Annotated in this window: 39 protein-coding genes; 4 read left to right on the top strand and 35 right to left on the bottom strand. The window is 69.9% G+C overall.

Annotated features, from left to right (window positions below; all coding sequences use genetic code 11):
- Window positions 1-94 precede the first annotated feature (94 nt).
- The 11 genes from TR46_RS14960 to TR46_RS42305 all read right to left on the bottom strand — a co-directional run bounded on the left by TR46_RS14960 (window position 95) and on the right by TR46_RS42305 (window position 6,501).
- Complete coding sequence (locus tag TR46_RS14960) at window positions 95-460, bottom strand: hypothetical protein (protein ID WP_042400202.1); 366 nt, start codon at window positions 458-460, stop codon at window positions 95-97.
- Window positions 457-612, bottom strand: a complete 156-nt coding sequence (locus tag TR46_RS42310; RefSeq protein WP_161790134.1) for a hypothetical protein — start codon at window positions 610-612, stop codon at window positions 457-459. Before TR46_RS42310 ends, TR46_RS14960 begins: the two co-directional genes overlap by 4 nt.
- A 13-nt stretch (window positions 613-625) precedes the next feature.
- On the bottom strand, window positions 626-1,126 hold the full coding sequence (locus TR46_RS14955) for a hypothetical protein (RefSeq protein WP_152626484.1): 501 nt from the start codon (window positions 1,124-1,126) through the stop codon (window positions 626-628).
- An 18-nt stretch (window positions 1,127-1,144) separates the two neighbouring features.
- Complete coding sequence (locus TR46_RS14950; RefSeq protein WP_052432817.1) at window positions 1,145-1,522, bottom strand: hypothetical protein; 378 nt, start codon at window positions 1,520-1,522, stop codon at window positions 1,145-1,147.
- 10 nt (window positions 1,523-1,532) lie between these two features.
- Window positions 1,533-1,886: a hypothetical protein gene (locus tag TR46_RS14945; RefSeq protein WP_042400195.1), complete on the bottom strand. Its 354-nt coding sequence runs from the start codon at window positions 1,884-1,886 to the stop codon at window positions 1,533-1,535.
- Window positions 1,887-1,896: 10 nt separating this feature from the next.
- The gene (locus tag TR46_RS14940) at window positions 1,897-2,634 is read right to left on the bottom strand and encodes a hypothetical protein (RefSeq protein ID WP_042400193.1); all 738 of its coding nucleotides are present in this window, start codon (window positions 2,632-2,634) and stop codon (window positions 1,897-1,899) included.
- Window positions 2,635-2,637: 3 nt separating this feature from the next.
- The gene (locus TR46_RS14935; RefSeq protein WP_042400190.1) at window positions 2,638-2,997 is read right to left on the bottom strand and encodes a hypothetical protein; all 360 of its coding nucleotides are present in this window, start codon (window positions 2,995-2,997) and stop codon (window positions 2,638-2,640) included.
- Window positions 2,998-3,006: 9 nt separating this feature from the next.
- On the bottom strand, window positions 3,007-3,450 hold the full coding sequence (locus TR46_RS14930; RefSeq protein ID WP_042400187.1) for a hypothetical protein: 444 nt from the start codon (window positions 3,448-3,450) through the stop codon (window positions 3,007-3,009).
- A 51-nt stretch (window positions 3,451-3,501) separates the two neighbouring features.
- Window positions 3,502-4,515, bottom strand: coding sequence for a GIY-YIG nuclease family protein (locus tag TR46_RS37935; RefSeq protein ID WP_161790133.1), 1,014 nt, complete (start codon window positions 4,513-4,515; stop codon window positions 3,502-3,504).
- 119 nt (window positions 4,516-4,634) lie between these two features.
- Window positions 4,635-5,549, bottom strand: coding sequence for a major capsid protein (locus TR46_RS14920; RefSeq protein ID WP_042400184.1), 915 nt, complete (start codon window positions 5,547-5,549; stop codon window positions 4,635-4,637).
- 88 nt (window positions 5,550-5,637) lie between these two features.
- The gene (locus tag TR46_RS42305) at window positions 5,638-6,501 is read right to left on the bottom strand and encodes a hypothetical protein (RefSeq protein WP_052432815.1); all 864 of its coding nucleotides are present in this window, start codon (window positions 6,499-6,501) and stop codon (window positions 5,638-5,640) included.
- A gap of 127 nt (window positions 6,502-6,628) precedes the next feature.
- Between TR46_RS42305 and TR46_RS14910 the strand changes: the two genes are divergently transcribed.
- Window positions 6,629-6,949 carry a hypothetical protein gene (locus TR46_RS14910; protein WP_152626479.1) on the top strand — a complete coding sequence of 107 codons (321 nt, stop codon included), beginning with the start codon at window positions 6,629-6,631 and terminating at the stop codon, window positions 6,947-6,949.
- Here TR46_RS14910 and TR46_RS14905 read toward each other — a convergent pair.
- The 13 genes from TR46_RS14905 to TR46_RS14845 form a co-directional block, all read right to left on the bottom strand.
- Window positions 6,915-7,841: a phage minor capsid protein gene (locus TR46_RS14905; protein WP_042400179.1), complete on the bottom strand. Its 927-nt coding sequence runs from the start codon at window positions 7,839-7,841 to the stop codon at window positions 6,915-6,917. The two genes, TR46_RS14910 and TR46_RS14905, sit on opposite strands and share 35 nt — an antisense overlap.
- 14 nt (window positions 7,842-7,855) lie before the next feature.
- Window positions 7,856-8,032 carry a hypothetical protein gene (locus TR46_RS42300; protein ID WP_161790132.1) on the bottom strand — a complete coding sequence of 59 codons (177 nt, stop codon included), beginning with the start codon at window positions 8,030-8,032 and terminating at the stop codon, window positions 7,856-7,858.
- Window positions 8,033-8,043: 11 nt separating this feature from the next.
- Window positions 8,044-8,385: a hypothetical protein gene (locus TR46_RS14900; RefSeq protein WP_042400178.1), complete on the bottom strand. Its 342-nt coding sequence runs from the start codon at window positions 8,383-8,385 to the stop codon at window positions 8,044-8,046.
- Between the two features lie 2 nt (window positions 8,386-8,387).
- The gene (locus TR46_RS14895; protein WP_042400176.1) at window positions 8,388-8,639 is read right to left on the bottom strand and encodes a hypothetical protein; all 252 of its coding nucleotides are present in this window, start codon (window positions 8,637-8,639) and stop codon (window positions 8,388-8,390) included.
- Between the two features lie 15 nt (window positions 8,640-8,654).
- On the bottom strand, window positions 8,655-10,436 hold the full coding sequence (locus TR46_RS14890; RefSeq protein WP_152626478.1) for a phage portal protein: 1,782 nt from the start codon (window positions 10,434-10,436) through the stop codon (window positions 8,655-8,657).
- Window positions 10,437-10,452: 16 nt separating this feature from the next.
- A complete protein-coding gene (locus TR46_RS14885) occupies window positions 10,453-11,763 on the bottom strand; it encodes a PBSX family phage terminase large subunit (RefSeq protein WP_042400174.1) in 1,311 nt (436 codons plus the stop codon).
- Between the two features lie 3 nt (window positions 11,764-11,766).
- Window positions 11,767-12,240 carry a hypothetical protein gene (locus TR46_RS14880; protein ID WP_042400173.1) on the bottom strand — a complete coding sequence of 158 codons (474 nt, stop codon included), beginning with the start codon at window positions 12,238-12,240 and terminating at the stop codon, window positions 11,767-11,769.
- A 31-nt stretch (window positions 12,241-12,271) separates the two neighbouring features.
- Window positions 12,272-12,568, bottom strand: coding sequence for a hypothetical protein (locus TR46_RS14875; RefSeq protein ID WP_042400170.1), 297 nt, complete (start codon window positions 12,566-12,568; stop codon window positions 12,272-12,274).
- Between the two features lie 25 nt (window positions 12,569-12,593).
- Complete coding sequence (locus TR46_RS43085; RefSeq protein WP_042400167.1) at window positions 12,594-13,046, bottom strand: hypothetical protein; 453 nt, start codon at window positions 13,044-13,046, stop codon at window positions 12,594-12,596.
- 157 nt (window positions 13,047-13,203) lie between these two features.
- Complete coding sequence (locus TR46_RS14865) at window positions 13,204-15,165, bottom strand: hypothetical protein (RefSeq protein ID WP_042400162.1); 1,962 nt, start codon at window positions 15,163-15,165, stop codon at window positions 13,204-13,206.
- Window positions 15,166-15,176: 11 nt separating this feature from the next.
- On the bottom strand, window positions 15,177-15,554 hold the full coding sequence (locus TR46_RS14860) for a hypothetical protein (protein ID WP_152626477.1): 378 nt from the start codon (window positions 15,552-15,554) through the stop codon (window positions 15,177-15,179).
- Between the two features lie 539 nt (window positions 15,555-16,093).
- Window positions 16,094-16,327 carry a MerR family transcriptional regulator gene (locus TR46_RS14850; protein WP_042400153.1) on the bottom strand — a complete coding sequence of 78 codons (234 nt, stop codon included), beginning with the start codon at window positions 16,325-16,327 and terminating at the stop codon, window positions 16,094-16,096.
- Between the two features lie 114 nt (window positions 16,328-16,441).
- Entirely contained in the window at window positions 16,442-17,155 is a 714-nt protein-coding gene (locus TR46_RS14845) for a hypothetical protein (protein ID WP_042400149.1), read from the bottom strand.
- A gap of 155 nt (window positions 17,156-17,310) precedes the next feature.
- On the opposite strand from TR46_RS14845, the gene TR46_RS14840 reads away from it, so the two are divergent.
- Window positions 17,311-17,490 carry a hypothetical protein gene (locus TR46_RS14840; RefSeq protein ID WP_042400146.1) on the top strand — a complete coding sequence of 60 codons (180 nt, stop codon included), beginning with the start codon at window positions 17,311-17,313 and terminating at the stop codon, window positions 17,488-17,490.
- A gap of 195 nt (window positions 17,491-17,685) precedes the next feature.
- Here the strand turns inward: TR46_RS14840 and TR46_RS14835 are convergent, their stop codons facing one another.
- The 11 genes from TR46_RS14835 to TR46_RS14785 form a co-directional block, all read right to left on the bottom strand.
- On the bottom strand, window positions 17,686-17,910 hold the full coding sequence (locus tag TR46_RS14835) for a hypothetical protein (protein ID WP_152626475.1): 225 nt from the start codon (window positions 17,908-17,910) through the stop codon (window positions 17,686-17,688).
- An 8-nt stretch (window positions 17,911-17,918) separates the two neighbouring features.
- Window positions 17,919-18,119, bottom strand: a complete 201-nt coding sequence (locus TR46_RS14830; protein WP_042400139.1) for a DUF4236 domain-containing protein — start codon at window positions 18,117-18,119, stop codon at window positions 17,919-17,921.
- A 110-nt stretch (window positions 18,120-18,229) separates the two neighbouring features.
- A complete protein-coding gene (locus TR46_RS14825) occupies window positions 18,230-18,640 on the bottom strand; it encodes a hypothetical protein (protein ID WP_042400137.1) in 411 nt (136 codons plus the stop codon).
- A 9-nt stretch (window positions 18,641-18,649) separates the two neighbouring features.
- Window positions 18,650-20,545, bottom strand: a complete 1,896-nt coding sequence (locus tag TR46_RS14820; protein ID WP_042400134.1) for an FtsK/SpoIIIE domain-containing protein — start codon at window positions 20,543-20,545, stop codon at window positions 18,650-18,652.
- A 59-nt stretch (window positions 20,546-20,604) separates the two neighbouring features.
- Window positions 20,605-21,456, bottom strand: a complete 852-nt coding sequence (locus tag TR46_RS44255) for a DUF2637 domain-containing protein (RefSeq protein WP_052432813.1) — start codon at window positions 21,454-21,456, stop codon at window positions 20,605-20,607.
- Window positions 21,453-21,764 carry a hypothetical protein gene (locus TR46_RS14810; RefSeq protein WP_042400131.1) on the bottom strand — a complete coding sequence of 104 codons (312 nt, stop codon included), beginning with the start codon at window positions 21,762-21,764 and terminating at the stop codon, window positions 21,453-21,455. Before TR46_RS14810 ends, TR46_RS44255 begins: the two co-directional genes overlap by 4 nt.
- A 26-nt stretch (window positions 21,765-21,790) precedes the next feature.
- A complete protein-coding gene (locus TR46_RS14805; protein ID WP_042400129.1) occupies window positions 21,791-21,997 on the bottom strand; it encodes a hypothetical protein in 207 nt (68 codons plus the stop codon).
- A 30-nt stretch (window positions 21,998-22,027) separates the two neighbouring features.
- A complete protein-coding gene (locus TR46_RS14800; protein ID WP_042400126.1) occupies window positions 22,028-22,237 on the bottom strand; it encodes a hypothetical protein in 210 nt (69 codons plus the stop codon).
- Window positions 22,234-22,419, bottom strand: a complete 186-nt coding sequence (locus TR46_RS14795; RefSeq protein ID WP_042400123.1) for a hypothetical protein — start codon at window positions 22,417-22,419, stop codon at window positions 22,234-22,236. The genes TR46_RS14800 and TR46_RS14795 overlap by 4 nt, the downstream gene beginning before the upstream one ends.
- Window positions 22,420-22,498: 79 nt before the next feature.
- Entirely contained in the window at window positions 22,499-22,747 is a 249-nt protein-coding gene (locus TR46_RS14790) for a hypothetical protein (RefSeq protein ID WP_042400122.1), read from the bottom strand.
- Window positions 22,744-23,085, bottom strand: coding sequence for a hypothetical protein (locus TR46_RS14785; RefSeq protein WP_042400119.1), 342 nt, complete (start codon window positions 23,083-23,085; stop codon window positions 22,744-22,746). Before TR46_RS14785 ends, TR46_RS14790 begins: the two co-directional genes overlap by 4 nt.
- 157 nt (window positions 23,086-23,242) lie before the next feature.
- Between TR46_RS14785 and TR46_RS41060 the strand changes: the two genes are divergently transcribed.
- Complete coding sequence (locus TR46_RS41060) at window positions 23,243-23,563, top strand: hypothetical protein (protein WP_152626474.1); 321 nt, start codon at window positions 23,243-23,245, stop codon at window positions 23,561-23,563.
- A complete protein-coding gene (locus tag TR46_RS37915; RefSeq protein ID WP_052432812.1) occupies window positions 23,517-24,023 on the top strand; it encodes a GIY-YIG nuclease family protein in 507 nt (168 codons plus the stop codon). The genes TR46_RS41060 and TR46_RS37915 overlap by 47 nt, the downstream gene beginning before the upstream one ends.
- Window positions 24,024-24,069 lie beyond the last annotated feature (46 nt).

Below are 24,069 nucleotides of genomic sequence, written 5' to 3'. Positions count from 1 at the left end.
GGAATCGTCTCCTTGGGTCAGGGCGCCCAAGGCCGGGCGCGGGCATGAAAAAAGCCCGCACATGGCGGGCGACGGTTTGGCGTTGCGGGGACCGCTAGAGGACGCCGGTGTTCTGCAGCAGGGCGCAGGTCACGTTCGCGGTCGTGCCGAACGTGACCTGGATCAGGCCCCCGGGCTGGTTCTCGTCGGCCGGGAACGGCCCGATCGCGTTGATCGCCGACGATGTCAGCACTGGCGTGAGTGGACTCACCGCCTGGCCTTCGATGGTGGTGCCGATCGCGACCGAGCACGTCGACCCGCCGGAGGTGACGTTGACGAGCAGCACCTCGCGGCCGGTGTTGACGAACGACACCCCGGTGTTGGATCCGAGGGTTCCGGCGGCCAGCAGGGCGGTGAGGTTCACCGGCGCGGCCGATCCGGTCCGCGGCTGCGGCGTGGCATTCAGGGACAGAAGAGTCACTGCTGCTCGTCCTTCCTGGGCTGGGCCTTGACGGCCTTGGCGGGCGTCTCGGCGGGCTCCTCAACGAGGAGGCCCTGCGCGCGGAGCACCGGAACCTCGTCGTCGGGCACCTCGATCGGCTCCTGGAAGAGAGTCACTTTGACCATGGGCATGGGCAGTTCCTTGTCAGGGGAGGGTGTCGTGGGCCATCACCCACGACAGCTGTACGTCGCCCGTCACCCGGGCGTAGTCGGCCTGGTCGTCGTACATGCGCCGGAACGCCGTGGCGACCGTCGCGGACTGCACCACGGCCAGCGGGTAGGCCACGCCGTTGACGACCGGCGTCAGCGGGCGCGGGATCCGGTACCGGTCCCACGTGGCCCGCAGCACGGCGCGCGACAGGGCTAGGGCCTGGTTCCAGGGCGGCTTGTTACTGCCTGGAGTCGTCGCCCAGCAGTCGACCTGCACCACCGGGCGCGACACGGGCAGCATCGGGTCCGGGTTGCCGCCCACGACCGCGACGGTCACAAACCCCGTCTCGATCCACGACGCCACCGAGCCGTCCGCGTTGACGTCCGGCGGCAGCACCGTGCCCACCATGTCCGCCGACAGGCCCGTGATCGACGCCAGCCACGCAGCGGCCACGTTCTCGTCGTTCGCCTCAAGCGGCACCGCAGGAGTGGACACGGGCCCACCTCCTCCCGACTACTCGCCCCGTTGCTGGTAGACCGCCGGCCGAAGGAATGGCTGGGCGGCGATGTCGGGGATGGTGACCCTGCGGACAGGGTGGAGAGCGCCGGCCCAGAACAGGGCCTTCTTGTTGCTCGCCTCGATCACGTGGGCGTGGGTGCCCATCTCCACGTAGTAGGCGTAGGACTTCTCTTCGCTGCCCGTCGCGGACACGATGAGGTTGCCGCCTTCGACGTGGCTCTCGATGGATTCCCGCAGGTCGCCGGTGCGTTCGGGGCAGTAGCGGCGGGCGTCGGTGGCGATGTCCGGACCGAGGCGCGTCTCGAAGAACTCTTCGATGGCGGCGTCGACGTTCTCGCGCCAGTCGTCGTCGACCTCCACGCGGGTCGCCATGGATGGCCTCCTAGTCGGAGCCGGGTGTGACGCCGGAGCGCCACCGCAGCGTGAGGAGCTTGTCGGGGGTGATGCCCGTGGGGCCGGTGGGCTGCAACTGGATGTCGTTGATCATGTAGTAGTTGCCCGTGGACTCGTCCATGATCGTGTCCGAGGTGAGGACATCGACCCATCCCGCGACGACTGCGGTCGAGGTGCGGACCGTGCGCGGAGTCTGCGTCGCCGGGTCGAAGACCTGCTTCGAGGACTCCACGACCCCCGCCGGGACCCGCTCGTAGAGCACGGTGCCGACGTCCGACAGGTCGCCGTAGGCGTTCGCCTGCGTACCGCGCATGATCGTCAGCCGGGTGTTCGCCATCTGCATCACAGCGCACCTACCAGTTGATCAGCGGAGCGGACGGCAGCACGCCGGCAACCTGGAGGATCGCCGCGGCCTGAGGTGCGAGCGGAGGGAACATCTGGTTCTGCGCCGACGCGGCACGCGTCTGCGAGACGCCGCCCATCGACGTGCTGGAGTACTGCGACTTCACGTTCGCGAAGTCGTTGTTTGCGAGGATGAACTGCGCCTGAGCCGACGTCGCCCGCATGAACACGTTCACGACACCCGCGTCGATGGGCATGCCGTCCGCATCGGTGGCATACACCGCGGCGACCAGGACCCGGTCGATGACCTCCGTGGCACGGCGCAGAGCGACCGTCACAAGGTCGTCCGGGGTGAACATGTCCGCAGACCAGTCCCGGTACTGGGCGGCGCTCGCATAAACGCCCGGCGCGGGCAGCGTCGCCGGGAACGCCGACACGGTCACGGCCTGCGCGTAGGTGACCGCCCCCGCCGTCCCGGTGGCCGACCACAGCACCGCATAGTCGCCCGGCGGCACCGTGGCCGCTGGAAGCCACTCGTAGCTGAAGTTGGAGTTGCCCGCAGCGACAACCCCCACGGACGTCGGCCCCAGGACCGGCGTGCTACTGCCGTTGGCCGTGATGGTGATCGTGACGCCCGTCACGGCCTGCGGCAGCCCCGACGCGTAGAACGTCTCGAACATCACCTGGAAGGTGACCGCCCCACCCGGCAGGACAGCCTTGTACAGGTCACTGCTGTAGGGGACGGTCACCTGTCACACCTCCGGGACGGGCGGCTGCATCTCCGGCGGAGTCGTCAGCTCCACGAGCTGCGCCTTCGTCAGGCCTGCCGCCTCGTCCGCGGTGCAGGCGCCGATCGCGACGGCGAACTCCTGCCACTCTGCGATCTTCGCAGCGGCCTTCGGGCGCACCGGGGCCTCAACGTCGCCGGCCGGAGCCCCAGAGGGCCCCTCGACCACCTCGGCCACTTCGACTGCCTCGACCCACGGGCTGCCGTCCTCGGCGACCCGCTGCAGGTCGCCGTGCTCCCACTGCTGCTCGATGGTCGAGTGCAGCGGGAGCGTCATCGCGATGACATGGCCACTGGGCGCCTTGAAATGGATCAACTCGGTCATGGGTGCGCCTCAGCTGACGGTCACGGGGATCTGGTAGACCCACACCGACATCGAGGTCGCCGCGGTCCAGTCCAGCCACAGGGCGCCGCCCGTGTTGATGAAGCGGTCCGTGGTGAACGGGCCGATGACCTGCGTGGTGCTGGCGGCCACGGCCACGGACAGGTCCCCGAGGGTTCCCTGCGTGAACACCGTGTTCGCCGGAGCCGGGATGCCGCTGTTGACCGCGCCGTTCGCGGCACCGGTGTAGCCGGCTCCGCGCACGATGACGCTGTGCGAGGCGGTGTCGGCGTTGGTGACGACCAGAACGACCTGGAACGGTCCGAACGTGGCCGGGCTGCCAGCAACGTTGAGCGCGACGACGTTGCCGTTCGTGGCGTCCACGGTGCCGGTGGCACCCTGGGCGATACCGGCGTCGTAGGCCAGCTGAACGGGAGTGAGTGCGGTACGAGCCATGGAAGGGCTTCTCCTGCCTTAAGGACGAAGGCAGGAGAGAGCCCTGCCCGTTTACGTGGTGACGTGCGGCCAGATCACGCCGCTCTTGATCTTCGAGATGGTGTTCGGATGCACGCCGAACTGACCGGCCAGATCCTTGTTCCGCGCCCCCGCGGCCAGCAGCCGCCTGATCGCCGCAACCTGCTCCTCGGTGAGCTTCGCCTTCGGATTCCCAGCGCCCCGCGACTGCTGCGAGATCTGCTCACGACGCGCAGCCGAAGGAGCACTCCCCCGATTGGCCCGACCGACCGCCGCGAACCGGGCACGGTGCTCGTCAGTCACCTCGCGCTTCGCCCAACCGTTCTGACGAACCGCCTTCATCGCCGCCGCCAGCTCCGGAGTCACCACGTGAGTCCAGATCTGCCCGCGCCGAATCTGGTAGACCGCGCTCTCCGAAACGCCCACCTCAGCCGCCAACTCGGCGGGATGCGCGCCAGCGAGAAGCCGATCGCAGATCCCCCGAACCGTCGACTCGTCCAACTTGCTGCCCGGGTTGCGGTCGCCCTGCACGCGGCGGCGCTTCCCTGCCAGGTTGTCCGGCTTGAGGCAGGCGGCCTTGGCGGCGTCGCTCATCTTGAGGCGAGCCCCTGGTGTGTGGACTAGACCCCGCGCGGGGCTCCGTATGTCGGAGGTCAGGTTGAAGACCGCCCGGCCGGCTTCCTTGGCCGTGTCGAGATGGCGCTGTTCTGCGGGGATCAGCTGGGCCGGATCCGCGATCTCTTCGAGCAAGGCGAAGGTGAAGGCGGCTTCGCCGTGCTCGTCCCAACTGGCCTGGAGGAGCCGGTTGTGATGGTCGCGGCGCCGCAGTCGAGCCTTGTGTGCCTTCCATCGCCGCCGGACGTTGTCCGACGAGCCGATGTAGATGCACCCTTCCGGGCCGGTGATCTCGTAGATGCCACCGGTCTCCGGCGCCCTCACGAGCGCGAGCGGGTCACCGTGGCGGTACCACCGCTGGTAGTGCATCCGGCACCAGCCGCGCGCCTCCGCCGGATCCGGGCAGCGGTCGATCTCACAGAGGATATCCACCCTCTGATAATACCGCGTTCTGTAAAACCAGGAATGCATTTCCGAGAACGCGCGGCCGAGCCCAGGAAAGCGGCGACGAGAGCACGGTCGGGAGGCTGCCTGACTTGCAACGCCGCAGGTCAGATGCCAGTCGGGCGCTGCACGTAGGCCACGGCCGTAGCGTCGGGGCGAACCATCTTCGCGCCGTAGACGTGCAGACCACGAACGCCGTCAGCTATCGTAGTCTGTAGGCGAAGTGCTTCCGTTTCGGTGATCTGCTCGCCGTACGTGATGCCCATGGGGTGTCCGGCCTGGATGGCCCACACGCCGGTGCCGGCGCCGCCGGCGACGGGCTGGGGGGCGTTGTTGGACTTGAGGACGTTGAAGTTGGACACCTGGCCCATGAAGCCGCGCTGGAACGTCTCCGAGGGCTGGCCCTGCATGTCGGTGACGGACACGAACGCCTGGGTCTGGGAGAGCAGGCTCTCGGCCCACGGGGGCACGATCAGGTAGCGGTCGTCGTCGGGCACGTTGTTCTGGTCGAGGATGACCTTCAGCGGCTCGGTGACCTGGGTGTAGAAGTCGGCGGGGTGCCAGGTGCTGGAGCCGCCGATGGCGTAGGGCAGCGGGGTGAGGGGTGCCCCGGTGGAGCCGAGGACGTTCCCTGCGGCGACCTGGGTGTACTTGGAGGCGATGTACTGGTCGGCGGCGTCGGCGAGGCGGTACGCGGCGCGGCTTTCCAGGTAGGCCTGCATGTCGCCGGCGGCCTGGCGGCGGTCGACGTCGTCGATGGCGAAGGAGAAGCTCTTGGCCTGGTCGATGAGCAGGGTCAGTCCGGCGTCGGACAGCTGCTCGTAGGTGATGGTGCCGCCGGGCTTGTAGTCCGACACGGTGGGGTCGCCGAACTGGGTGATGTGGACGGTGTTCCCGGGCCCGCTGATCTCGCCCTCGTAGTCGCTGTTGACGACCATGGGGGAGCCGTAGACCAGCTTCTTCTGGAGCGCGGCCAGGATGACCTTCGACCAAATTGCGGGGATAAAGTTGACAAACGACACGTCTGTCCCTTTCTGCGCATGTAAATGCCCCGACGGACTCGCCGGGGCGTTGCGTCACAGGCGCACGGGGACTTCCGTGCGCGATGGGTTAGCGGCGCTTCTTCTGAGGCGCGTAGCCGAGGTCGATCAGGAGCCCGGCGTTCTGTGCGGTGACGACCTCGTCGGCGCTGGCGCGCGTGACGTCGTCGAGGGTCCACTGGCGGTTTCCGCCGGGGGAGCCGTTGAACTCGCCGCCGGAGCGCGCCACGGCGGGCTGCTTCGGCGCGGCAGGTTCGGCGGCGGGGGCCTTGAACTGGGTGCCGCCCTCAACTGCGGTCTTGATTGCTTCGCCGAGGCGCTCGGCAAAGTCGTCGCTGGCCGGGTCGAGTCCCTGGACCGCGGTCATGAAGGTGCGGGAGTCCAGGAGTGCGTCGCCGTTGCCGCCGTGCTTGGCGGCGTTGCGCAGGACCGCGAGTTCGACCTGCTGTGCCCGCATCGCGGTGTCGCGCTGGGCGAGGTCGGTGCGGGCCTGTTCCTGGGCGGCCTGGAGGTCGGCGGCGAGCTTGGCCGGGTCCGGCGGCTGTTCGTCGGCGGCGAGGCCGAGTGCGACGGCGAGGGCCTTGTCGCGCTTCGCGCGGTCGGCCTTGTCGGCGTCCAGGGCTTGCTGCAGTGCGGTGAGCTGCTGTTCGGCGGCCTGCCGCTTGGCGCGCTCGCCCTTGAAGTCGTCGCGGATCGCGGCGATCGTCCGCGCGGTCTTGTCCGCATCGGTCGACGCGGCGCCGGGGTCCTCCGGCTGGGGTGCCGGCGGGGTCTCGACGGGTGCGGCCGGTGCTTCCGGGGCGGGGTCCGCTGCGGGGGCGGGCGGTGTTTCTACGGCCGGTTCGGATCCGCCCGCGATGGGGTAGATGGGCTGGCCGTTCCTGCGGTAGCCGAGTACCACGCCAGGCGGTGTCGACAGGGTTCGGTGCTGCATTGCTGCCCTCCGGGGGCGTCGTGGCCCGCACCGGGCGGGTCGCGTTGGGGTGTGCGTGGCTGCCAGGCCGGCTGGCAGCCGAACCCGCCCACGCGGGGCGGGTGGTCTATGGGGTTACCGTTGGGCCATGAGTGAGCAGGCGAACGGCATGGAGCGATTCCTGGTCTCGAACGAGGGCGCGTACGGCGGCGGCTCGGAACTCGCCCACGACTTCGAGAAGTGCGACTGGGCGCCCTGTATCGACGGCCTGAATCTGTTGCAGGTGCTGGCGGTCGCCGAGGAGCACCTGGCGGCCTGCAATGGCCAGCGGCAGCCGATCCCCGCCCGTGTCGAGCTCTCGCCTGCGGGGAAACTCGTTGCAGACGCGTGGGGCCCGCAGATCGCAGCGTCGCTTCGGGCGACGCGCCGTCTGGTCAGCGCTCCCGGAACGGGTGCTGACGGCGCCTGAGGTCAAGGCGGATCAGGCCCAGTTCACGGCGGGCTGTCGTGCGGGCCTGCGGCGTCACCGCTGCCGCCATGCGCCGGTGTGCGGCGCGTTGGCGGCGGTCGAGGGTCCGCTGGCGCTGCGCTGCCGTGTAGGCCGCGGCGGACCGGGCCAGGTCGGTCGGGCTCGGCACGGCAGTGAGCATCCCCGGGGTACCCCAGGAGCAGCGGCAGTTCGGGTGCCTGAACCCGGTGGCCTTGGCGTCGGCCAGGGTTGGGAATCCCGGGGTCGCACCGGTCAGCGACAGACTGCGGCCGAGCCAGGGGCGGCACAGCCTGCAAGAGCCTTCGGTGCTGTGCGTTCCTACGACGACCAGGTCGACGCCGATGCGGGTGAGCTCGTCGGCCTGCCGCTCGTCCCACGCGTTGGAGACGGCGGTGCGGGTGGCCATCTCCGCGTAGCCGGCGAGGTTCCAGCGTCGCCCGGCCCGGTCGACGAACCCGACCAGGCCCTGCGCGGCAAGGGCGTCGAGGGCCAGTTGCGCGACGCGGATGCGGGGTACCGACGCGGCCGGCTGCTGGGGGGATGCGGTTGCGGCGGCGAGCGCGTCCTGCGCCGACACGGCAGCGGACTGTACGGCGGCCTCGAACGACGGGGCGAGATCGGCGGGCAGTTGGCGGTCGGCGAGGAGCGCCCGGTGGACCGCCGCCGTGAGGACGGTGTCGGTGGTCCTGGCCAGTTGCTTTCGTGCCACGGTCGGCAGCAGGGATCCGGTGGCGACGCGCTTGGCCAGCATGGCGACGGTCGCGATCACGGCGAGCTCCGCCTGCGCGACAGCGGCACCGACGTGCGCCCCGATCTGCTGGGCGTGGTCTTCCCGGGCATCGCCAGAGGTGGACGGCAGTGGCGTGGCCATCGCACCCCCTGCGGTCAGGACCCGGAGCCGCCCTGCGGGGTGGGCTTCGCGTCCGGCGCCTTGCTCAGGCCGGGCTTGGCGAGCTGGGCGCGCTCCAGCGCAGTTCCCTGGGTAGCGCCTGGGGTACGGGGCGGGGGCTGGGCGCCGGGAGTCCTGTGCGGGCGGCCGGCTGGCGGCATCTGCTTGGCCATCGCGACTCTCCTCAGTACTGGTTCATGAACGGGGTGAAGCCGGTGGGGCTGCCGGCGACCACCGGCGTGTTGGTGTCAGCGGGAGTCGACGCCGACCGAACGTCGGGCGGGTTCGGGTTCATGCCGACGGTCTGCGTGACCTGACACGTCGGGTCGGCGTCGCTGGCTGCGGTACCGCGCAGTGACGGGGGTCCGGCGGGCGTTGAGGTCGCGTCGCGGCCGTTCTCCCACGCGGCGGGCCCGGTGACCGCGTGCGTGGGGGTGCGCGCGGAGCTCGCGGCCAGATGTGCGGGCTTGGTGCTGTCGGGTGCGCCGGGGGTGCGGCGCTGGGCGTCCTGCGGGGTCGCGGCCATGGCTACTTGCCCTTCTTGGAGCGGTTCGCGGCGGCGGTCTTCTGGCCCTGCCCCAGGACGTTCGCCGCGAAGTTCGCCCGCTTGGCCGCGGTCGGCCCGAAGTCGCCGCGCTGTGCGGCGGCCATCTTCCCGGGCGGGATGGGCTTGTCGGCGGGCACGCCGAGCTGCTTGTGGAGCGCGCCCTTCTTGAAGGTGACTGCCTTCTTGCCCGGCGACTTGATGGTCTGCTTGCCCTTGCTCTTGCTGTCCGCCATCTCCGCGTCCTCTCTCTAGGATTCGTCCTGGGACTCGTACATGTCGGACACGTTCGCCAGGGCCTCGGCCTGTTGGGCGACGTCCGTTGCGCCGATCGCGTCTGGGATCTCCGCGAGCGCGTCGGCGACGGACTCGCCGGGCTGGCCTCCGATGGCGACCTTGGCGCGGGCCAGGATGTTGATGTCCATCTCCTGGTAGATCCGCTGGACTTCCTTGGCAACGTCCTGCGGGGTCCAGTCCGGGTGGACGGTCGCGACGGCGGTCTCGATCGAGGCGGATTCGGCGCCGCGCAGCGCCGCGACGGTCTGCGCGAGTTCGAGCTGGTCCGGGAGGACCGCGTCGGGCCAGTCGACATCGGGCCGCACGGGCGTGATGGCCTGGCCGAACTCGGAGTTGGAGATGGCCATGAGGCCGTAGACGATGTCCGCGAGCGCAGGCCGCCAATAGTTGATCTTCTTGCCGCGGGTGGTCAGCGACTTCCGCTCCCGCGCCACGACCTCCGTCGCGGTCTGCGCGATGTCACCGGTGAGCCCCATGGTCTGGCCGGAGTAGCCGGCCTGCGTGACGATCTGCTCGATGATGCTCTGGCAGGTCTGCTGGTGCTCCTCCCAGCGGATGTTGAACTGTTGCGGCATGATCTGGTCGCCGATGGAGCCCTCGCCGGAGATGAGGCCGCCGACCGGAACGAACACCTCGCGCTCCGGCTCGAACACCGCGCCCTTGCCCCGGCCGATGTTGTCCAGGTAGGAGTGCGGCACGATCAGCCTGGCCTTGCCCAACCGGATGTCCCGCATCCAGGAGGAGAAGGCCTCGTCGAGGCCGTCCATCATGCCTTCGAGGCCCGAGAAGTCACTGCGGCCGAGCGGTGCGGCCTGGGGGCCCATGTCCCGCCAGATCCGATTCGGCCGCATGTTGGGGATGTACACGACGGTGGAGGCGTCGAACGGGGCGTCGGGGAACGAGATTCCGTCGCCCGTGGACATGGCCTGCGCGTACGGGGCGGTCTCGGGGAAGTCGGTGAGCGCCACCGGGCGCCCCAGGTCCTTCTGGGTGCCCTGGTAGACGCCGTGCAGAATCACGTTCTGCGACGGGATGTGCTTCTCCAGGTGCCGGACAACGTCCTTGCCCTCGTCGCGGATCACCGACCAGAACGTCACCGCGACCAGACGGTTGTACCGGAACTCCGGCACGGCGCAGTCCGGCGGCACGATGTCGATCCACGGATGGTCGGCGATGTCGGTGTCCCACACGACCCGCAGGAACACCCCGCCGAGGGCCGACGCGCACTCCGCCGCCTCCAGCAGCGTCGAGTGCATGCCGTCGTCCAGCAGCTCGGAAAGGTAGTCCTGGGCGCCGGAGTCCTGATCGCACTTCAGCGTGGGCGGCTGCGCGAACAGCAGGCTCGCCGAGGTCGACGCCAAGTCGCCTGCGATCGGCACGTGGTAGTTCGTGCGCTTTTCCCCGGGCGGGGTGGGCTGGCCCCAGAAAAACCGGCGGATGCTGCCGAGCAGGCCGCCGCGGAACTGCCCCGGCCGCGGGGAGGGCATGCCCGCCTCGCCGGTCGTGGCGAAGTACTGGCGCCCGAGCGGACTGTTCGCGCCGATCGAGTAGTAGGCGCGCATCAGCTCGTCGGGGCTGCCGGACCACCACGCGGACCAGATGCGCTGGTCGTAGTTGACCGGGTTGAAGCGGACCGGCGGCCACGGCTGGTTGGTAGTCGGCAGCATGTTCTGCGCGCGGGCGTCGGTGACGGGCATTCCCTGCAGCAGCGGCATCGACGGCATAGGCACGGTCATGGTCACCGGCCTTTCGTTACGCCGCTATGGCAAGTGGGATCGAGGAGTGCCAGAGGGAGCGCGTGGTCATCACGGCGTACCTGAGGGCGTCCAGGCCGTGGTCGGCCATCTTGATCGGTTTGTCTTCGCCCTTGCGGGCGGCTTTGTCGTCCCAGGCGTAGCCGGGGATCTCCGCGAGGAGCGCCGGGCAGTCGCGGCTGACCTTCAGGCGTCCGGCGGCCATCAGGCTCGACACGGTTCGGATGCCGTCCAGGACCGCGTTGTTGCCTGCGACCGGGTTCATGCCCTCCCGGTGCAGCTGCACCCGGAACGAGGCGGCCGACGGGTCCACGATCATGTAGCGCGGTTGCACGCCGCGCAGCCACGTCCCGTCGGGGCGACGGCTGGCAGGCACGGGTACTTCCTGCAGCCACTCGCGGACCCGCTCCGTGTACTCGGCGTCGGTCATCTGCCGGTGCGCCTGGCGGGAGTCGTGCCTCCACTCGGAGACCACGTACAGGCGCGAGTCCGTGCCCAGGCCCAGCAGGACGGCGTGCAGCGGGTTGCTGGTGCCGTAGTCGATCGCGGCGCACAGCCACTGCGAGATCGGCGGGATGATGTCGACGACGTGCCGCTGCTCGTCCCACATGTCGTAGATCGCGCCTTCGGCGGCGACCCACAGGCCCTCGATGAACCGTTTCCGCCACAGGCCGGTGAACTCGGAGGACAGGGCGTCGATGTAGGCCGTGGATAGGTACGGGTTGTCGGCGAGGCGGAACGAGAACCGGGCCAGGTCGAGCCGGTCCTCGCCCTCGCTGCGCAGGAGCTGCCCGGAATGGTCCAGCCAGGTGGAGGACCGCTGCAGGTAGTCCTTGAGGAGCCAGTGCGCCGGCGAGTCGGGGTTGGTGGTGCCGAAGAGCTTCGCGCCGTCGACGGACAGGCGGGTGAGCAGCATCGACCAGTACGACTCGGGGAGCGTCGACACCTCGTCGGCATACGCGCCCACCAGGGTCAGGCCCCGGATCTTCTCCTGGGCGCGCTCGTCGTTCGCGCCGGCCACGTACACCCGCCGGCCGAGGAGCCACAGTTCGCCGCTGCCCGCGATGAGCTTGCAGCGTGAGGGGCCGAGCCACTCCGTGAGTACGTCGATGACGTTGCGCTTGAGGGTGCGCTCGGTCTTGCCCGTCATCAGGAGGTTGCCGGGCGGCGCCTCGCGAACGAACTTGAGCCACCGCATGAGGCTCGACACGGTCTTGGAGGACCGCACCGAGCCTTCCCACAGGTTGATGCGGGCGTCGGCGAGCCGCACTGACTCCAGGCCCTTGCCGGTCAGTGGTGCGATGGACACGGGTTAGCCGGTCTCGCCGAGCATTCCGCGCAGCCAGTCGTCGACCGCGTTGACGCCGCCGGTGTCGGCGTCGTGCTGCTCCAGGCGCAGGCTCTTGTCCACGCAGATGCCCACCGCGTTGTAGGCGGCGCGGGCCTCCTGCAGCGGCGGCAGATCAACGTCGACGATTTCGGTGCGCTGCGGGGTGCTGACAACGACCTGGTAGGGCTCCCAGGCGCGCTTGCGGAACCGCTGGGCATCGTCGAGGAGGTCCAGGGACAGTTGGATCCGCGCCGCCTTGGCGTCGATGACCTTGACGCGGGTGGCTTTCTCTGTCATGGACCGGTCGAAGGCGTCGGTGATGCCTGCCCGCTTTGCGATGCCGGTGACGCTGGCGGCGCTGACGCCGTGGTCGCGGGCGATCTGGTTGCGGGCTTTCTGCCCGGCCCGGATGTCGGCGAGGACCGCGTCGCGCTTCTCGTCAGGGATTAGGGCCATGGTGCTCGCCTCCCCTGGGTTGGTGTCGGGGTCAGGCGGAGGTGGTGGGGGCGGCCGGTCCGGCGGGGTCGATGGGCGGCTGCTCGGTGCTGGTGAGGTCCTTGGCGTCGGCGACGGCTTCGCTGGTGAGGGTCTTGGCGTCGGCTTCGGCTTCGGCGACGACGGGTGCGGCGTCGTGCTCGACCTGCCGGGCGTCGGCGACGGCCTCGGTCTCCAGCTGGGTGGCGTCGCCGTGGAGCTTGGCGGCCAGGGGGTGGCCGATGGACTCCAGCTTGGCGATGACCTCGTGGAGAAGGACCTTGGCTTCGGTGAGGATCTGGATGGACATGGTGACTCCTACAGGTGAGGGTTGGTTACGCGTTGTCCGTGCGGCAGGTGGCGCAGACGCCGAGGCTTTCGCAGGCGGGGCAGCGTTCGCCGTCGAGGTGGCCGCGGCCTTCGCAGCGCGCGCACTCTCGGCCGCCGCCGCAGTCTTGGCACGGCAGCGCCGGACCATCTGAGTACGATGTGGGGCTTTCGTCTGGCTCGGGCCAGTGCCACGAGCCGCCGGGGTGGTTGAGCGCGCCGCCGCCGGGCTGGGGAGGCATCGGGTCGGGCTCGACGGCAACCTCGTGGTGCTCGCAGCCTCGGTTGAAGAAGAAGCCGGTCGGGTTGAGTACGGCGAGGCTGACGATCTCCCGACCTTCGCCCTTGCTCTCCGGCGACACCTCGGTGATCACGGCAGCGCGGCACTCCTTGCTGTACTCGCCGCCCGGTGTGCCGTAGCTGACGTAGTGAACGATGCGGCCGACAGAGGGCTGCGGCATGCGGGTACTCCATGGGGTGGGTCGGGCAGGAATTCGGCGTACTGGCGCGGATCACAACGGCGCCCGTCGTGCCACCAGCGCTGGTCGCTGAGCAGCGCCGGTCCGTTGCAGTTGGAGCAGCGGCCGAGGATCGGAGGCCAGTCGTCGAACGGGTCGGTCACGCGATCTGGGTCCAGTTCCCCGACGGCGACGGCACGGCTTCCAGCGAGCTCCACTGCGAGGCGAGGGTCTTCGTCGCAGAGCCGCTGATGGTCTGGCCGCCCGTCGTGGCCACGGTGACGGTGCCCGTGCCGACGTTGACGATCACGACGCGCCGGGCGCGGCCGACAGCGGTCGGCAGCGTCACCGTGGTCGTACCGGTGACCTCTACGACCTCGTCGAGCGGCGTCAGCGTGTAGGCGCTACTGACCGCCGCAGTCGCGAACGAAACCTGGTCGTTGACGATGTCGAAGCCCGGCGGATGGTCGATCGTGATCGGCAGGGTGACCTCGCCGGTCAGGATCACCTGACCCTTGGCCGCCGCCGACGGGGCGCCAGCGCCGTTGTCGCCGAACAGGACCGTGCCCTCGGTGTCCAGCAGCAGGTGCAGGAACGGGCCCACGCCACCGGAACCGCCGCCGACGATGTACAGGTGGTAGTGGCACGCCTCCACCGACACGAACCCACGGATCGCATGGACCGACCCGACGGAGCCGAAGTACAGGCCCACGGGGCACAGCCCGGCCCAGCAGTACAGCAGTCGCACCCCGAACATGTCAGTGTGCTCGGTGACGAACGCGGCGTACGTGTACCCGCCGTGGCAGGTGACGTTGTCGAGGATGCACAGGTCGTTGTTGCCGGACGCTGGCATCAGCAGCCCGATGGACAGGCCGGTGCCGAACACTCCCGGGTTGCCGAAGTCGCCGTTCGCGACCGTACCCAGGGATCCGTAGCCGACGTCGTGGAGGGCGGCGTTCGCGCAGCCGTCGAAGTCCATCGCGGTGTAGCCCAGACCGTCTGCGGAGTGCGTGGTGCGCAGCGACAGGCCCCGCATCACGACGTCGACGTTGGTGTACACGCCGGGTGCGACACCATAGCCGCCGGGCTGCGACGGTCCGCCGAGCAGCGACGGGTTGCCGTGGTTCGTGATGCTCGTGGCCTGCGCCGACGGACCCGCGAACACGCCGAAGGACACGAGGGTGCTGCCGCTCATCTGCGGCGGGACCTGCTGCCAGTACTGCACCGCCGCACCGTCGCCAGCACCCTGGAACGTCAGCACCAGCTTGTTGCCGGTGCTGGAGACGACGGGGATCGTCAGCTGCGCGTTGCCCGATGCGGTGGTGACCAGGGGGCCGCCGATGCCGTAGAACTCGCCGAGGGCCGCGGGGATCAGCACCGTCGCTGCGCCGCCGTGGGATTGTGCGTAGGCGACGGCGTCGTTGATGGCGCTCTGGATCGCCGTGGTGTCGTCGCTCGCCCACATGATCGTCAGACCGGTCAGGGCCGTCCCGGTGGCGTTGACGGCATTCAGGGTGATCTGGTTGCTGGACTGCTTGCTGGCGGCGGTCGCGACCAGGGTCGTCACGCCGGTCGCACCGGCGCCCTTGGCCATGACGAGCATGTTGGCTGTGACGTTTCCGAACTTGCCGCTGGCCGAGGTGACTACGGCACTTCCCGACGCCATGACGCCGTCGGTGACGATCTGCCCGTCACCCTTCGCGCCGTACGCCCGAACAACGTCGAACACCCACGGCTGCAGGGGCTGGTACTTCGTGGCCGCGTCAGCGATCGCACCGGACTGCGCAGCACTCGCGGCCCCGAACGCGTCGAACGCGCCCGCCGCCTGAGTGGCCGCCGAGCCGAGCCCGAGGTTCGTGCGGGCCACGCTCGCGCTGAGAACGTCGGACAAGTTGTTCGCCGCAACCAGCGCGCCCGCGGTGCCGCCAACGGTCACGCCCGAGCTGGGCCACAGTCCGGCGACGCGCGGCCCGTACAGGACCACGCTCGACGGAAAGTTCGTCTTGTCGAAGTAGAAGTCGCCGTCGACGCCCACCGCGCTGGTGGGCGCGCCGATACCGGACAGGATCGTGTTGCCGCGCGGACCCTGGACGCCAGCCGCGGAGACGATGACGTTGGGCACAGTCACCCCTCTCAGGCCGCAGGGGCGAGTTCGGAGAACACGACGCCGCGAACCCAGACCATGGCGGTCGGGCCGCCGGGGTTCATCCACAGGTCGTACGGGTACGCGTTGCCGGCCAGGAGCGCGGTGGCGGTGGGCGACAGGACCACGAGGATCGTGGAGGTCGCGGCGGTCACGGTGATGTAGCCCTGGGCGGTGGCCTGGGTGCTGGTGACGGTGACCATGCCGGGTTGGGTGCGGTCCACGGTGTTGGGGCGGATCACGAACTCGAACTCTGCGGTGCTGATGTCGATCAGGCTGCCGTTGTCGTTCTTGAGCTCGTAGGCGTCGTCGTTCCACTGGGATCCGCAGGTGACGGTGATGTCGTGGTGTAGCGGAAGCTCAGGCACGGTCACCGCCTTCGAAGCTGGGGCGTCGGCTTGAGCAGCCTCGATTAAGGCGCCACTGCTAGACGCCACCCCTCCGCGGAGGCAGAGGGTTGATGTCGCGGCCCGGCTGGACGGGGAAGTCGACCGGGCCGCGACAGGCCCGCGGCGACCCTCGGCGCACACGAGCCCACCCCGACAGCCGCCAGGGCGAGGCCATCAGGGAGATCAGGCGGCCTCAGCGACCGTTCTGGCGCCGGGAACTGTCCCGGCTCAGAGTCGTGCGACACAGGCAGTAGCCAGCCCGCGGGCGCTCTGGATAGACGACCATCGGCACCCGCATCTCAGCGGCAAGGCGCCCCTCGGAGCGCAGTAGTGGTGCGTACTCCAGGGCAGCCCACAGCTGATCGTCGGTCAGGTCGCTGCGGCCGTAGAGGCCGGCGGCGATGCGGTCGGCCTCAAAGCCAGGGCGCGGCATCGTCATCCGAGACGAGGACTCGCGCCGGTCGGGGAGGGTGGGGCCGGGCTTCAAGGGTCCTCCATGCGATGGCGCAACAGCTCGGTCAGGCTGCCTGGTGAACCGGATACACCCGGCGGGCCCGCTCGCGGGTGGCCTTCTCGGCCCGGATCACGTCGACGGCGCGCACCAGGACCCGGCCCCGCCAGTCCCGGCCGGCGTCTTCCAGCAGCCCGCGGCGACGCCACTTGTGCACCGCATCGACCGTAACTTCGGCGAGTTCGGCAGCCTCAGCAACCGTCCAGACGTCCTTCTGCAAGGTGGCCGCGACATCAATCACCGGGCACCTCCAGGTACGCAAAAGGCCTCGAAGTCAGCGACTCCGAGGCCCTCGAAAGCTCTACGAGTGGGCATGATCTCCCGCGAGAACTTTAGACATGTCCAAAGTCCCTGGTCAAGCGGCGATGCCCGCGAACTTTGCCGCGGCGGTGAGTCGCTCCACGTAGGCGGCGTACTCGTCGTTCGTCATGACGGTCCGGCAGCCCGGATCCACGCACTCCACCACGCCGTTCACCGACCGCAGCCACGGGCCGCCGCACGACCGGCAGGCGGCCAGGCGCTTCGCCGCCGGCTGCTCGTCCTGCTTGCAGAACACCTCGGCGGAGCGGTGCCAGCCGTGGATCTGCCACGCCGGGTTGCCGGAGCGCCCGCCGTGGGACTCGGTGGCGCAGGGGTGCTCGGCGAGGAGCCAGCGCAGGTGGATGACGAGGGTCCCGATGGCGCGGCCAACGCTGACGCCGGTGGTGTCGGGGTCCTCGACGGGTTCGTCCATGTACTCGCGGACGTCGTTGGCGAGGATGAGGATGCCTTCGCCGAGGCCGTCCGCGAACAGGCGGGCGGCCTGCCCGGGCCAGGGCGGCGATTGGAGGCCGACGCGGCCGATCGTGCCGACCAACTTCGCGTGGGTGCCGTCGAGTCCTTCGAGGTAGATCGCCTGCAGGAGCTCGGGGAGCTGCTGGAGTTGGGTGTGCGCGGTGGAGTAGCAGGCCCAGCAGTGGACGGGCTCACCGGGGATGGGCTGGAGGGTGTGCGGGTCGCCGATTTCTTCGGCTCGCCGCCAGGGGGCGTTGCATCGACCTGGGCACGGCTGGGGGATGACTGAGGGCATGACGCAGGCTCCCGGGTGACAGGAGTGGCAGGGGCTGCTTGAAGTATGCGCCTGTGACGGTCGCTGCGTGTAACCATCAGCGGGGTGACCTGCGTGGCGTGACGGATTGCCGGGAATGCCGTGCACGCGTGCGAACGGAGCGTCACGATAGGCCCATGGACACCATGGTGACGGTTCACGCGAAGACTCGTGAAGCGGCCGAGAAGCTCCTCGCCGAACTGTGCGCCAACAACGACCTGTTGCCCGTCGCGGGCGGACGCGTCTCGCAGGTGCTGGGTCGCGACGACCGGTGGATGGGCCGCGCCGAACCCCGGCCGGAACGCGAAGCGTCGTAGACGCGCCTCGGCCCCGCCGACGGGGGATGCGGCGGGGCCGGGGCAGGCGCGTCTTCCCGCCTGAGATCAGGATGCACCCGAGGCGGGCACGACGAGGCGGAATCACCAGACCTGCACCCGGACGCGCCGGAGCCCCGCCGTGTGCGTTCGGCGGGGCTCCGGGATGCGTCAGCGGGCAGCTGAGGTCCCGTCAGGCTAGCCGGGGCGTGACGACAATGTCACGTCGATCACGGGCCGCTGGGTGAACGCCGCCTGGAGGCGAGCGAAGGCCCGCGTGATGCTGGCATTGCTGTAGCCGACGGTCTTGGCGAACGCATCCCAGTCCACCGCGACCAACGGCACCGGCTCGGGCTCCGGCTGGGCGTGGCGCTCCAGTTGGTGGCAGGCGCGGGTGACACTCGGGTACGGGCGCACGGTCATGGCCGCCATCATCCTCTCCGTCGTCGGCTGCCGCTGGTACTGCGCCAGGACAGGCCCTTGCCGACCCGGACCGATGTGGTGCGCCGACCGGTCGTCGAGATGGTTTCGTGCAGCCGACCGGAGCCAAGCGTGATCGACATCGACTTGCTGCCGAGGTTCAGCCGGACACCCGGCAGCAACTTGAAGGACTTGCGGAAGCGGAACGACACGGTGACTCCTTAGTGGTGGTGGATGGAATGCAGGACCGTGCCGATCAGGCAGGACCAGAAGATGACGCGGCCCGTCCAGACAGAGATCCGGCGGCCGACGGTCCGGCGCCTCACAGTCGGACTTTGACGTGCCGACTGTCCTGGATCGTCACGTTCGTACCGCCGGACACCGGCGCCGACTTCGACTTGATCAACGCCACCAGGGCGGCCAACGCACCCAGCACCGCGGCCAGGCCCCACAGGTACGGGCCCGCCGCCCGGATGCCCATGCCGGCCAGGTCCACGCCGAGGCCGCACAGCGCAACGCAGCCGCCCAGGGCCAGCGGGCGCACCACCCACGGGTCCAGGCCGCGGCGCTGGGGCGCGGGCAGCGGCTCGGGCTGATGCACCACGACCGGGGCCGGCGCGGCCAGGCGCTCCACCGGGACCGGCAGGAAGCGCTGGCGGTCGGCCTCGGCGAGCGCGGCAGCGACCGGATCCCACTCGGCGCGGCCCTCAAGGGCATCCAGGTAGTCGGACATGACGGCCTCTCAGGCTGCTTCGGCGTGGCGGGCGAGGATGAAGACCTTGGAGGCGTCGCGGCGACCGCCGTCGACGACCCAGCCGCGGGCCTTCCAGGACTGGATCGGGTCGGAGATCGACGTGCGCTGGTTCAGGCCCGTCCCGGCGACCTCGGCGAGGAGTTCGAGGATCGTCGCGCCCTCGGCGCCGCGCCGGTCCAGGGCCTGCCACAGGGACTGCCGGTTCGCGGGGATCTCGGAGCCGTCAGGGAAGCAGGGCACGGACTTCAGCAGCCGCGGCTTCGTGCCGCCGCCGTCCGGCGGGGTTCCGTCCGGGTCGGCCTTGCGGGTGGCGTTGAGGCGCGCGGTCGCGGCGATCTGGCCGTCGCCGATCCAGTAGGCGCGGGCTTCCTGCGGCTGCCCGTACCGCTTCGAGGAGATCATCAGCTTGCCGGGGGCGTCCAGGTCCTGCAGCCGCCAGCCGGCGCCGAGCGCACCGGCGCCGAGGATCAGGTTCACGGTCACGGACTCGTTGACGCCCAGGCCGATGCGGGTGCCGTACTGCTGGCGGGCGTCGGTGCCCTTGCCGCCGAACGCGCGCTCGGACGGGGACTGGGTGGCGGCGAGGATCCGGATGCCCATGGCGCGGGCGACCTGGTTGAGGGTGATGAGCCGGTCGGCGACCTTCGGGGTCTGCCGGACCAACTCGGCCAGCTCGTCGATGACCAGCACCCAGGCGTCGCCGTGGCCCCACTCGGGCGAGTCGGGGTCGGCGTCGGGGTTGCCGGGGATCCACTTGCGGACCGGCTCACCGTCCGGGCCGCGCAGGGTGGCGAGGTGCTCGCCGCGGAGTTCCATCTCACGCACGACGTAGTCCGCGACGGCCTCGGCACCCTCGGCCCCGGAGGCCAGGGCGTGCATGACGGCCTGCCAGGGGCCGAGTTCCAGGGCGCCGGGCTTCATGTCGATGCCGAGGATCTTGACGTCGGGGCAGCCTGCGAGGTTGGCGATGATGACGTTGAGGAGACCCGACTTGCCCTTGTCGGTGGCCCCGGCGACGAGGATGTGGTCGGCCATGACGTCGAGGAGGATCGGGGTGCCGTCCGCGAACAGGCCCACTGTCATGGCCTGCTTCACGGAGGTGATCGACGGGCCGGGCCACGGGATGGGGTCGGCGAGCGGGTCGACGGTCTGCATCCGGATGATCAGCTGGTTGCCCTGCGGGCCCTGGCCCAGCGTGAGCCGTCCGGGCAGACCGAGGTTGGTGCGCAGCTGCTCGCGCTTCGCGGACACCGCACCCGGGCTCGTGGCCCGGCCCGGCGGCAGGGTCACCAGGGCGACCCAGCCGCTGGCGTTCGACTGGAACGCGTCGATGGACAGCGGCGTGGCACCCAGGGCTGCCAGGGCCCGGTAGATCGCGGTCTCCTCCGCGCTGCCACCCGTGATGCCAGGGGCCTGCGCTGCCAGCCCCATGCCACCTGCCAGGGTGCCAGCCTTGGCGGCCTGGACGTGGAGTGCCAACCGCTCGTGCCGGTGCCGGGTCAACCAGGGGATGTAGACGGCGTAGCTGGCAGCGGTGGCAATAGCACTGGCAATCAGGCCGGCGGTCGACGGGCCGGCCATGGCGTTGATGCCGGCGTCGGCGAGGATCGCGGTCAGTCCGGCTCCGGCGGAGGCGAGGTGCTGGTGCTTGTGCTTGAGGGCCAAGCCGGCGAGTGCCCCGGAGGCTGCGGTGGCCGCACCGTAGGCCAGGCCGGTTCCCAGGCCGACGCCGGAAAGGTTCTCGGTCCAGGCGATGCCGGTCAGGGCGGCGTTCCCGGCGAGCGGAGCGGCCTCGTAGCGGCGTCGGGAGCACCAGGCGGCGAACGTCTCCAGGCTGCCCGCGAGGGAAGCGCCGTGACGTGACGTGGTGACGGCTGGGAGCATCGGTGCAGGCCGGAGCGTTTTCGAGAGCTGCGGGGTCGGCGTCACGTCACTGGGGGCGGTCATGATGCCGCCCGGAGCGCTTTGGCCAGATCGGCGTGCCCTGCTTCGGCGGCGGCGGAGCGCAACTGCTGCGCGCGGGAGCGGCCCACGCCGAGGGCGTCGGCGAGTGCCTTGTCCGATGGGGCGCGGCCGAGGGCTGCGGCGAGCTTGCGGTAGGTGTCGGCGACCTCGTCGAGATCCCGGGCCTCGCTGGCGGCAGCGAGGGTGCTGTCCGAAGTGCCAGCGGCTGCCGCGGGCGCCTTGCCAGGGGTGGCGGGCCGCGGGCTGGCAGGCGTGCCAGCGGGGGCCGCGCCGGGCTCTGGCACGGTCCTGCCAGGGGTGGCAGCCGGGGGAGTGGCAGGGGTGGCAGGGGCGCTGGCAGCCGCTCGACTGGCAGGCTCTGGCGGTGCGCTGGCAGGCGCACTGCTGCCACTGCCAGTCTCCGCCCGGCTGCCACCTGAGAGGTTCTCGTGGATCTGCCGCATCAGCGCGCCGAACGCCAGAAGCGCCGCGCACGGTGGCACGGCGGCAACGACGTAGGTCATGCCGGGGGCGTGGCTGCCGACGCCGGCGACGTTGAGGGCAATGGATCCGGTGGAGCCGATGACGGCCAGGACGATGGCGGCCCTGTCGGTCAGGCGCTGCAGTGATGCGCTGAGGATCAGGGCTTCGCCGATGACGATGAACAGGTCGACGGTCGCGGGCCATGCCCAGGCGCGGCTGCCGTCGAGTCCGTAGTGCCTGGCGACGTCGTGCAGGTGTTCGTAGGAGAGCCAGAACGCGGTACCGGTCAGGGCGATGGTGGCGATGACGGTGCCCAGCGCGATGCGGCGCAGTGTCGCGGGTGAGGCCATCGGCTTGTCCTCGGTCACGGCGTGGATGCTCCCGTTCGTGCGATGGCGTTGATGTCCCAGCGGTTGAGGGCGTTGAGGCCTGCGATGCAGCCGCGGAGGATGGCGTGGAGGGTGAGGCAGGCGGCGACGAGGACGCAGCGGGTGGTGTTGATGAGGGTGGTGTCGCGGTTGAGGTGGAGGAGTCGGATGGCGCCGAGGACGACGGCGACGTAGGCGATCACCCCGAACACCAGCCCCGGGATCAGGGCCGGCGTGTAGTACCCGGTGAGGAGTCCGGCCGCTACGGCGAGCAGGGCGATCAGTGCGGTCGTTGGGCTGGTGTTCACGGCCGGGCTCCTCTCTGGGGGCTGGGTCAGCTGCTTTCGGGCGGGGCGACGTCGATGTAGCGGAATGCCTCGAACGCTGCGCCGCGAGGGTCGGCCGTCGACTGGGTGATCTTCGTGGCGGCCTTGTGGTCCCCGGCATTGACGAGGCGGGCGATCTCGCGGATCTGGGCGTCGGTGGCGTAGGGCTTCTCGTCGGACGAGGTGTTGCTGGGCTGGCGGCTGAACAGGCCCATGACGGGCTCCTTCCGGGTTGGGTGGTGCGGCTAGTGCTGTTTCCAGTACGTGAGCGGGTCGGTGTCGGCGGGGACGTTGCGGGCGACGATCTCCGAGTGGGTTGTTCCGCAGCTCGTGCAGCGGCCTTTGAAGCGGATGTTGACGCAGGTGGTGAGGATCCCGGCGGCGAGTTTGGTGTAGCCGACGGTGGAGGTGAGGAAGCTGGTGCCTCCGCAGCTGCACGTGGTGGCCCTGGTCACCGGGTTCCCAGTTCGTTGGCGATCTCGGTGGGGGTGAGGGCGTAGCCGTCGGGGCCGGTGGCGTTGTAGTACATGGGTTCGCCGTTGCGGGGCGGGTGGACGGTGGTGCCTTTCCAGGTGTCGCCGTTGCCGTCGACGATCTCGGCGGGGGCGTCGGGGTGGAGCATTTTGAACAGGTCCATCGGGGGCTCCTTCGGTCGGTCGTGGGGCCGGGCCGTCCCGCGTGGGGGTTGCAGGACAGCCCGGCCGATCTGGGGGGGTTCAGCGGTAGCGGCGGGAGAAGCCGTCGCCGTTCTTCGGCCGGGAGAAGGTGCCGTCGGGGCGCCGGTTGACGCGCTCGACGCCCTTGTAGTGCGGGTGGTCGGTGACGATGTCGGCGTGGTCGCCGTGGATCTCGACGCCGTAGGGCTCGATGTACACGCACTCGGGGGCACCGGGGCCGTCGGCCTCGGGTGCCTCGGTGATGGTGGTGCCGTTGGTCAGGGTGATGGTGAAGGCGTCCCAGCTCATGCCGCGTTGCCTCCGTCCCCGTCGCCGAACGCGGCCCAGGCTGCGGGGCGTTCGATGCTGCCGTGCCAGCCGTCGTCGACGTCGCTGCCGCGCAAGGCCTCGGTGACCTGCTGCGCGGTCATGGACGGGGCGGTGTGCGGCGCGGTGGGGATGGAGGCGGGGTCGATGTGGCCGCGCCAGTCGCGGGGGCTCAGCGGGGCGGCGTCACCGTAGGCGCCGAGGGCGTGGTCGACGTCGAAGTCGGTCGGCAGCGACAGAGCCACGCTGTGGGAGCCGGAGTCGATCAGCCGCGTCGGGTCTGTGCTGGAGATCGCACCGTCTGTACCATGCGAAACCATGGGCTTGCCTTCCCGTCAAGGTCAAGGGCTTGCTCTAGGCCCCCGTTCCGCCGCCTCAGAAACCGCGGAACGGGGGTCGCTCTCTGTCGGAAGAGCGTGCTTCCCATGGAAGCACTGATATTGACTTGAGGTCAAGGTCATGGGAGATACTACCGGTGTGCCCGAAAACGGCGGACCCACAGGGGAGGTGCAGGAGTTGGTGACCCTCGCTGAGATCGCCCGTCGCGTCGTCGATCTGGGCTACGCGCAGACGATGACGAGGGAGCGCGTGAGCCAGCTCTCGAAGACCGACCCGAACTGGCCCGTCCCGCGCGAGTCGTGGAAGAAGCTCGGGCCGTACTTCCAGATCCCGTGGCCGCCCATCGAGGAGTACTTCCGGAATCGGAAGCCCGTGCACGGCGTCCACCGCAGCAAGAGAGAGACCGGCGCGAATGACGCAGCGCTCAACCAGCGGCGAGATGATCAACCGAACGAATGACGAGGAGGTCGCCCTCTACCGGTTCTTCGACCGGGAGGGGCAGGTCCTGTACATCGGGATATGCCTGGAGCCTGCGAAGCGCTGGTACTCGCACGCCGACCGGAGTTGGTGGCGCAACGTCACTAGCTACAAGGTCACCTGGTACCCGTCTCGCAGCGAGGCTGCGCTTGCCGAAGGCAAGGCCATTGCCGCCGAGCGGCCGAAGCACAACGTGGTGTTCAACCGGGGCCGCAAGCGCGCATGCGGGTCGCCCGTCCTGACTGGAATCGTGCTCAACGGCTACGGGGGGCGGCGCTTCTCGGCGCTTGAACTGGCTCTTGAGAGCGGGTTCTCGACAACCTCGGCCCACAACACGCTGCGGGCACTGGTTGCCGCTGGTCGTGCCGAGATCGTTGGCGCGCCAAAGTGGTCCGAGGCGCGCTACTACAGCCTGGTCGCCGCCGACCCGCCGGCCGAGTAGCCCCGGACATGCAGAAGCGCCCGCCACCGTGGAGGTGGCGGGCGCT

This window comes from Streptacidiphilus carbonis (assembly GCF_000787775.1).
GTDB classification, from domain to species: Bacteria; Actinomycetota; Actinomycetes; order Streptomycetales; family Streptomycetaceae; genus Streptacidiphilus; species Streptacidiphilus carbonis.
Note: the sequence above shows the minus strand (reverse complement) of the source record. Positions and strands in the feature narration are given on the sequence as shown.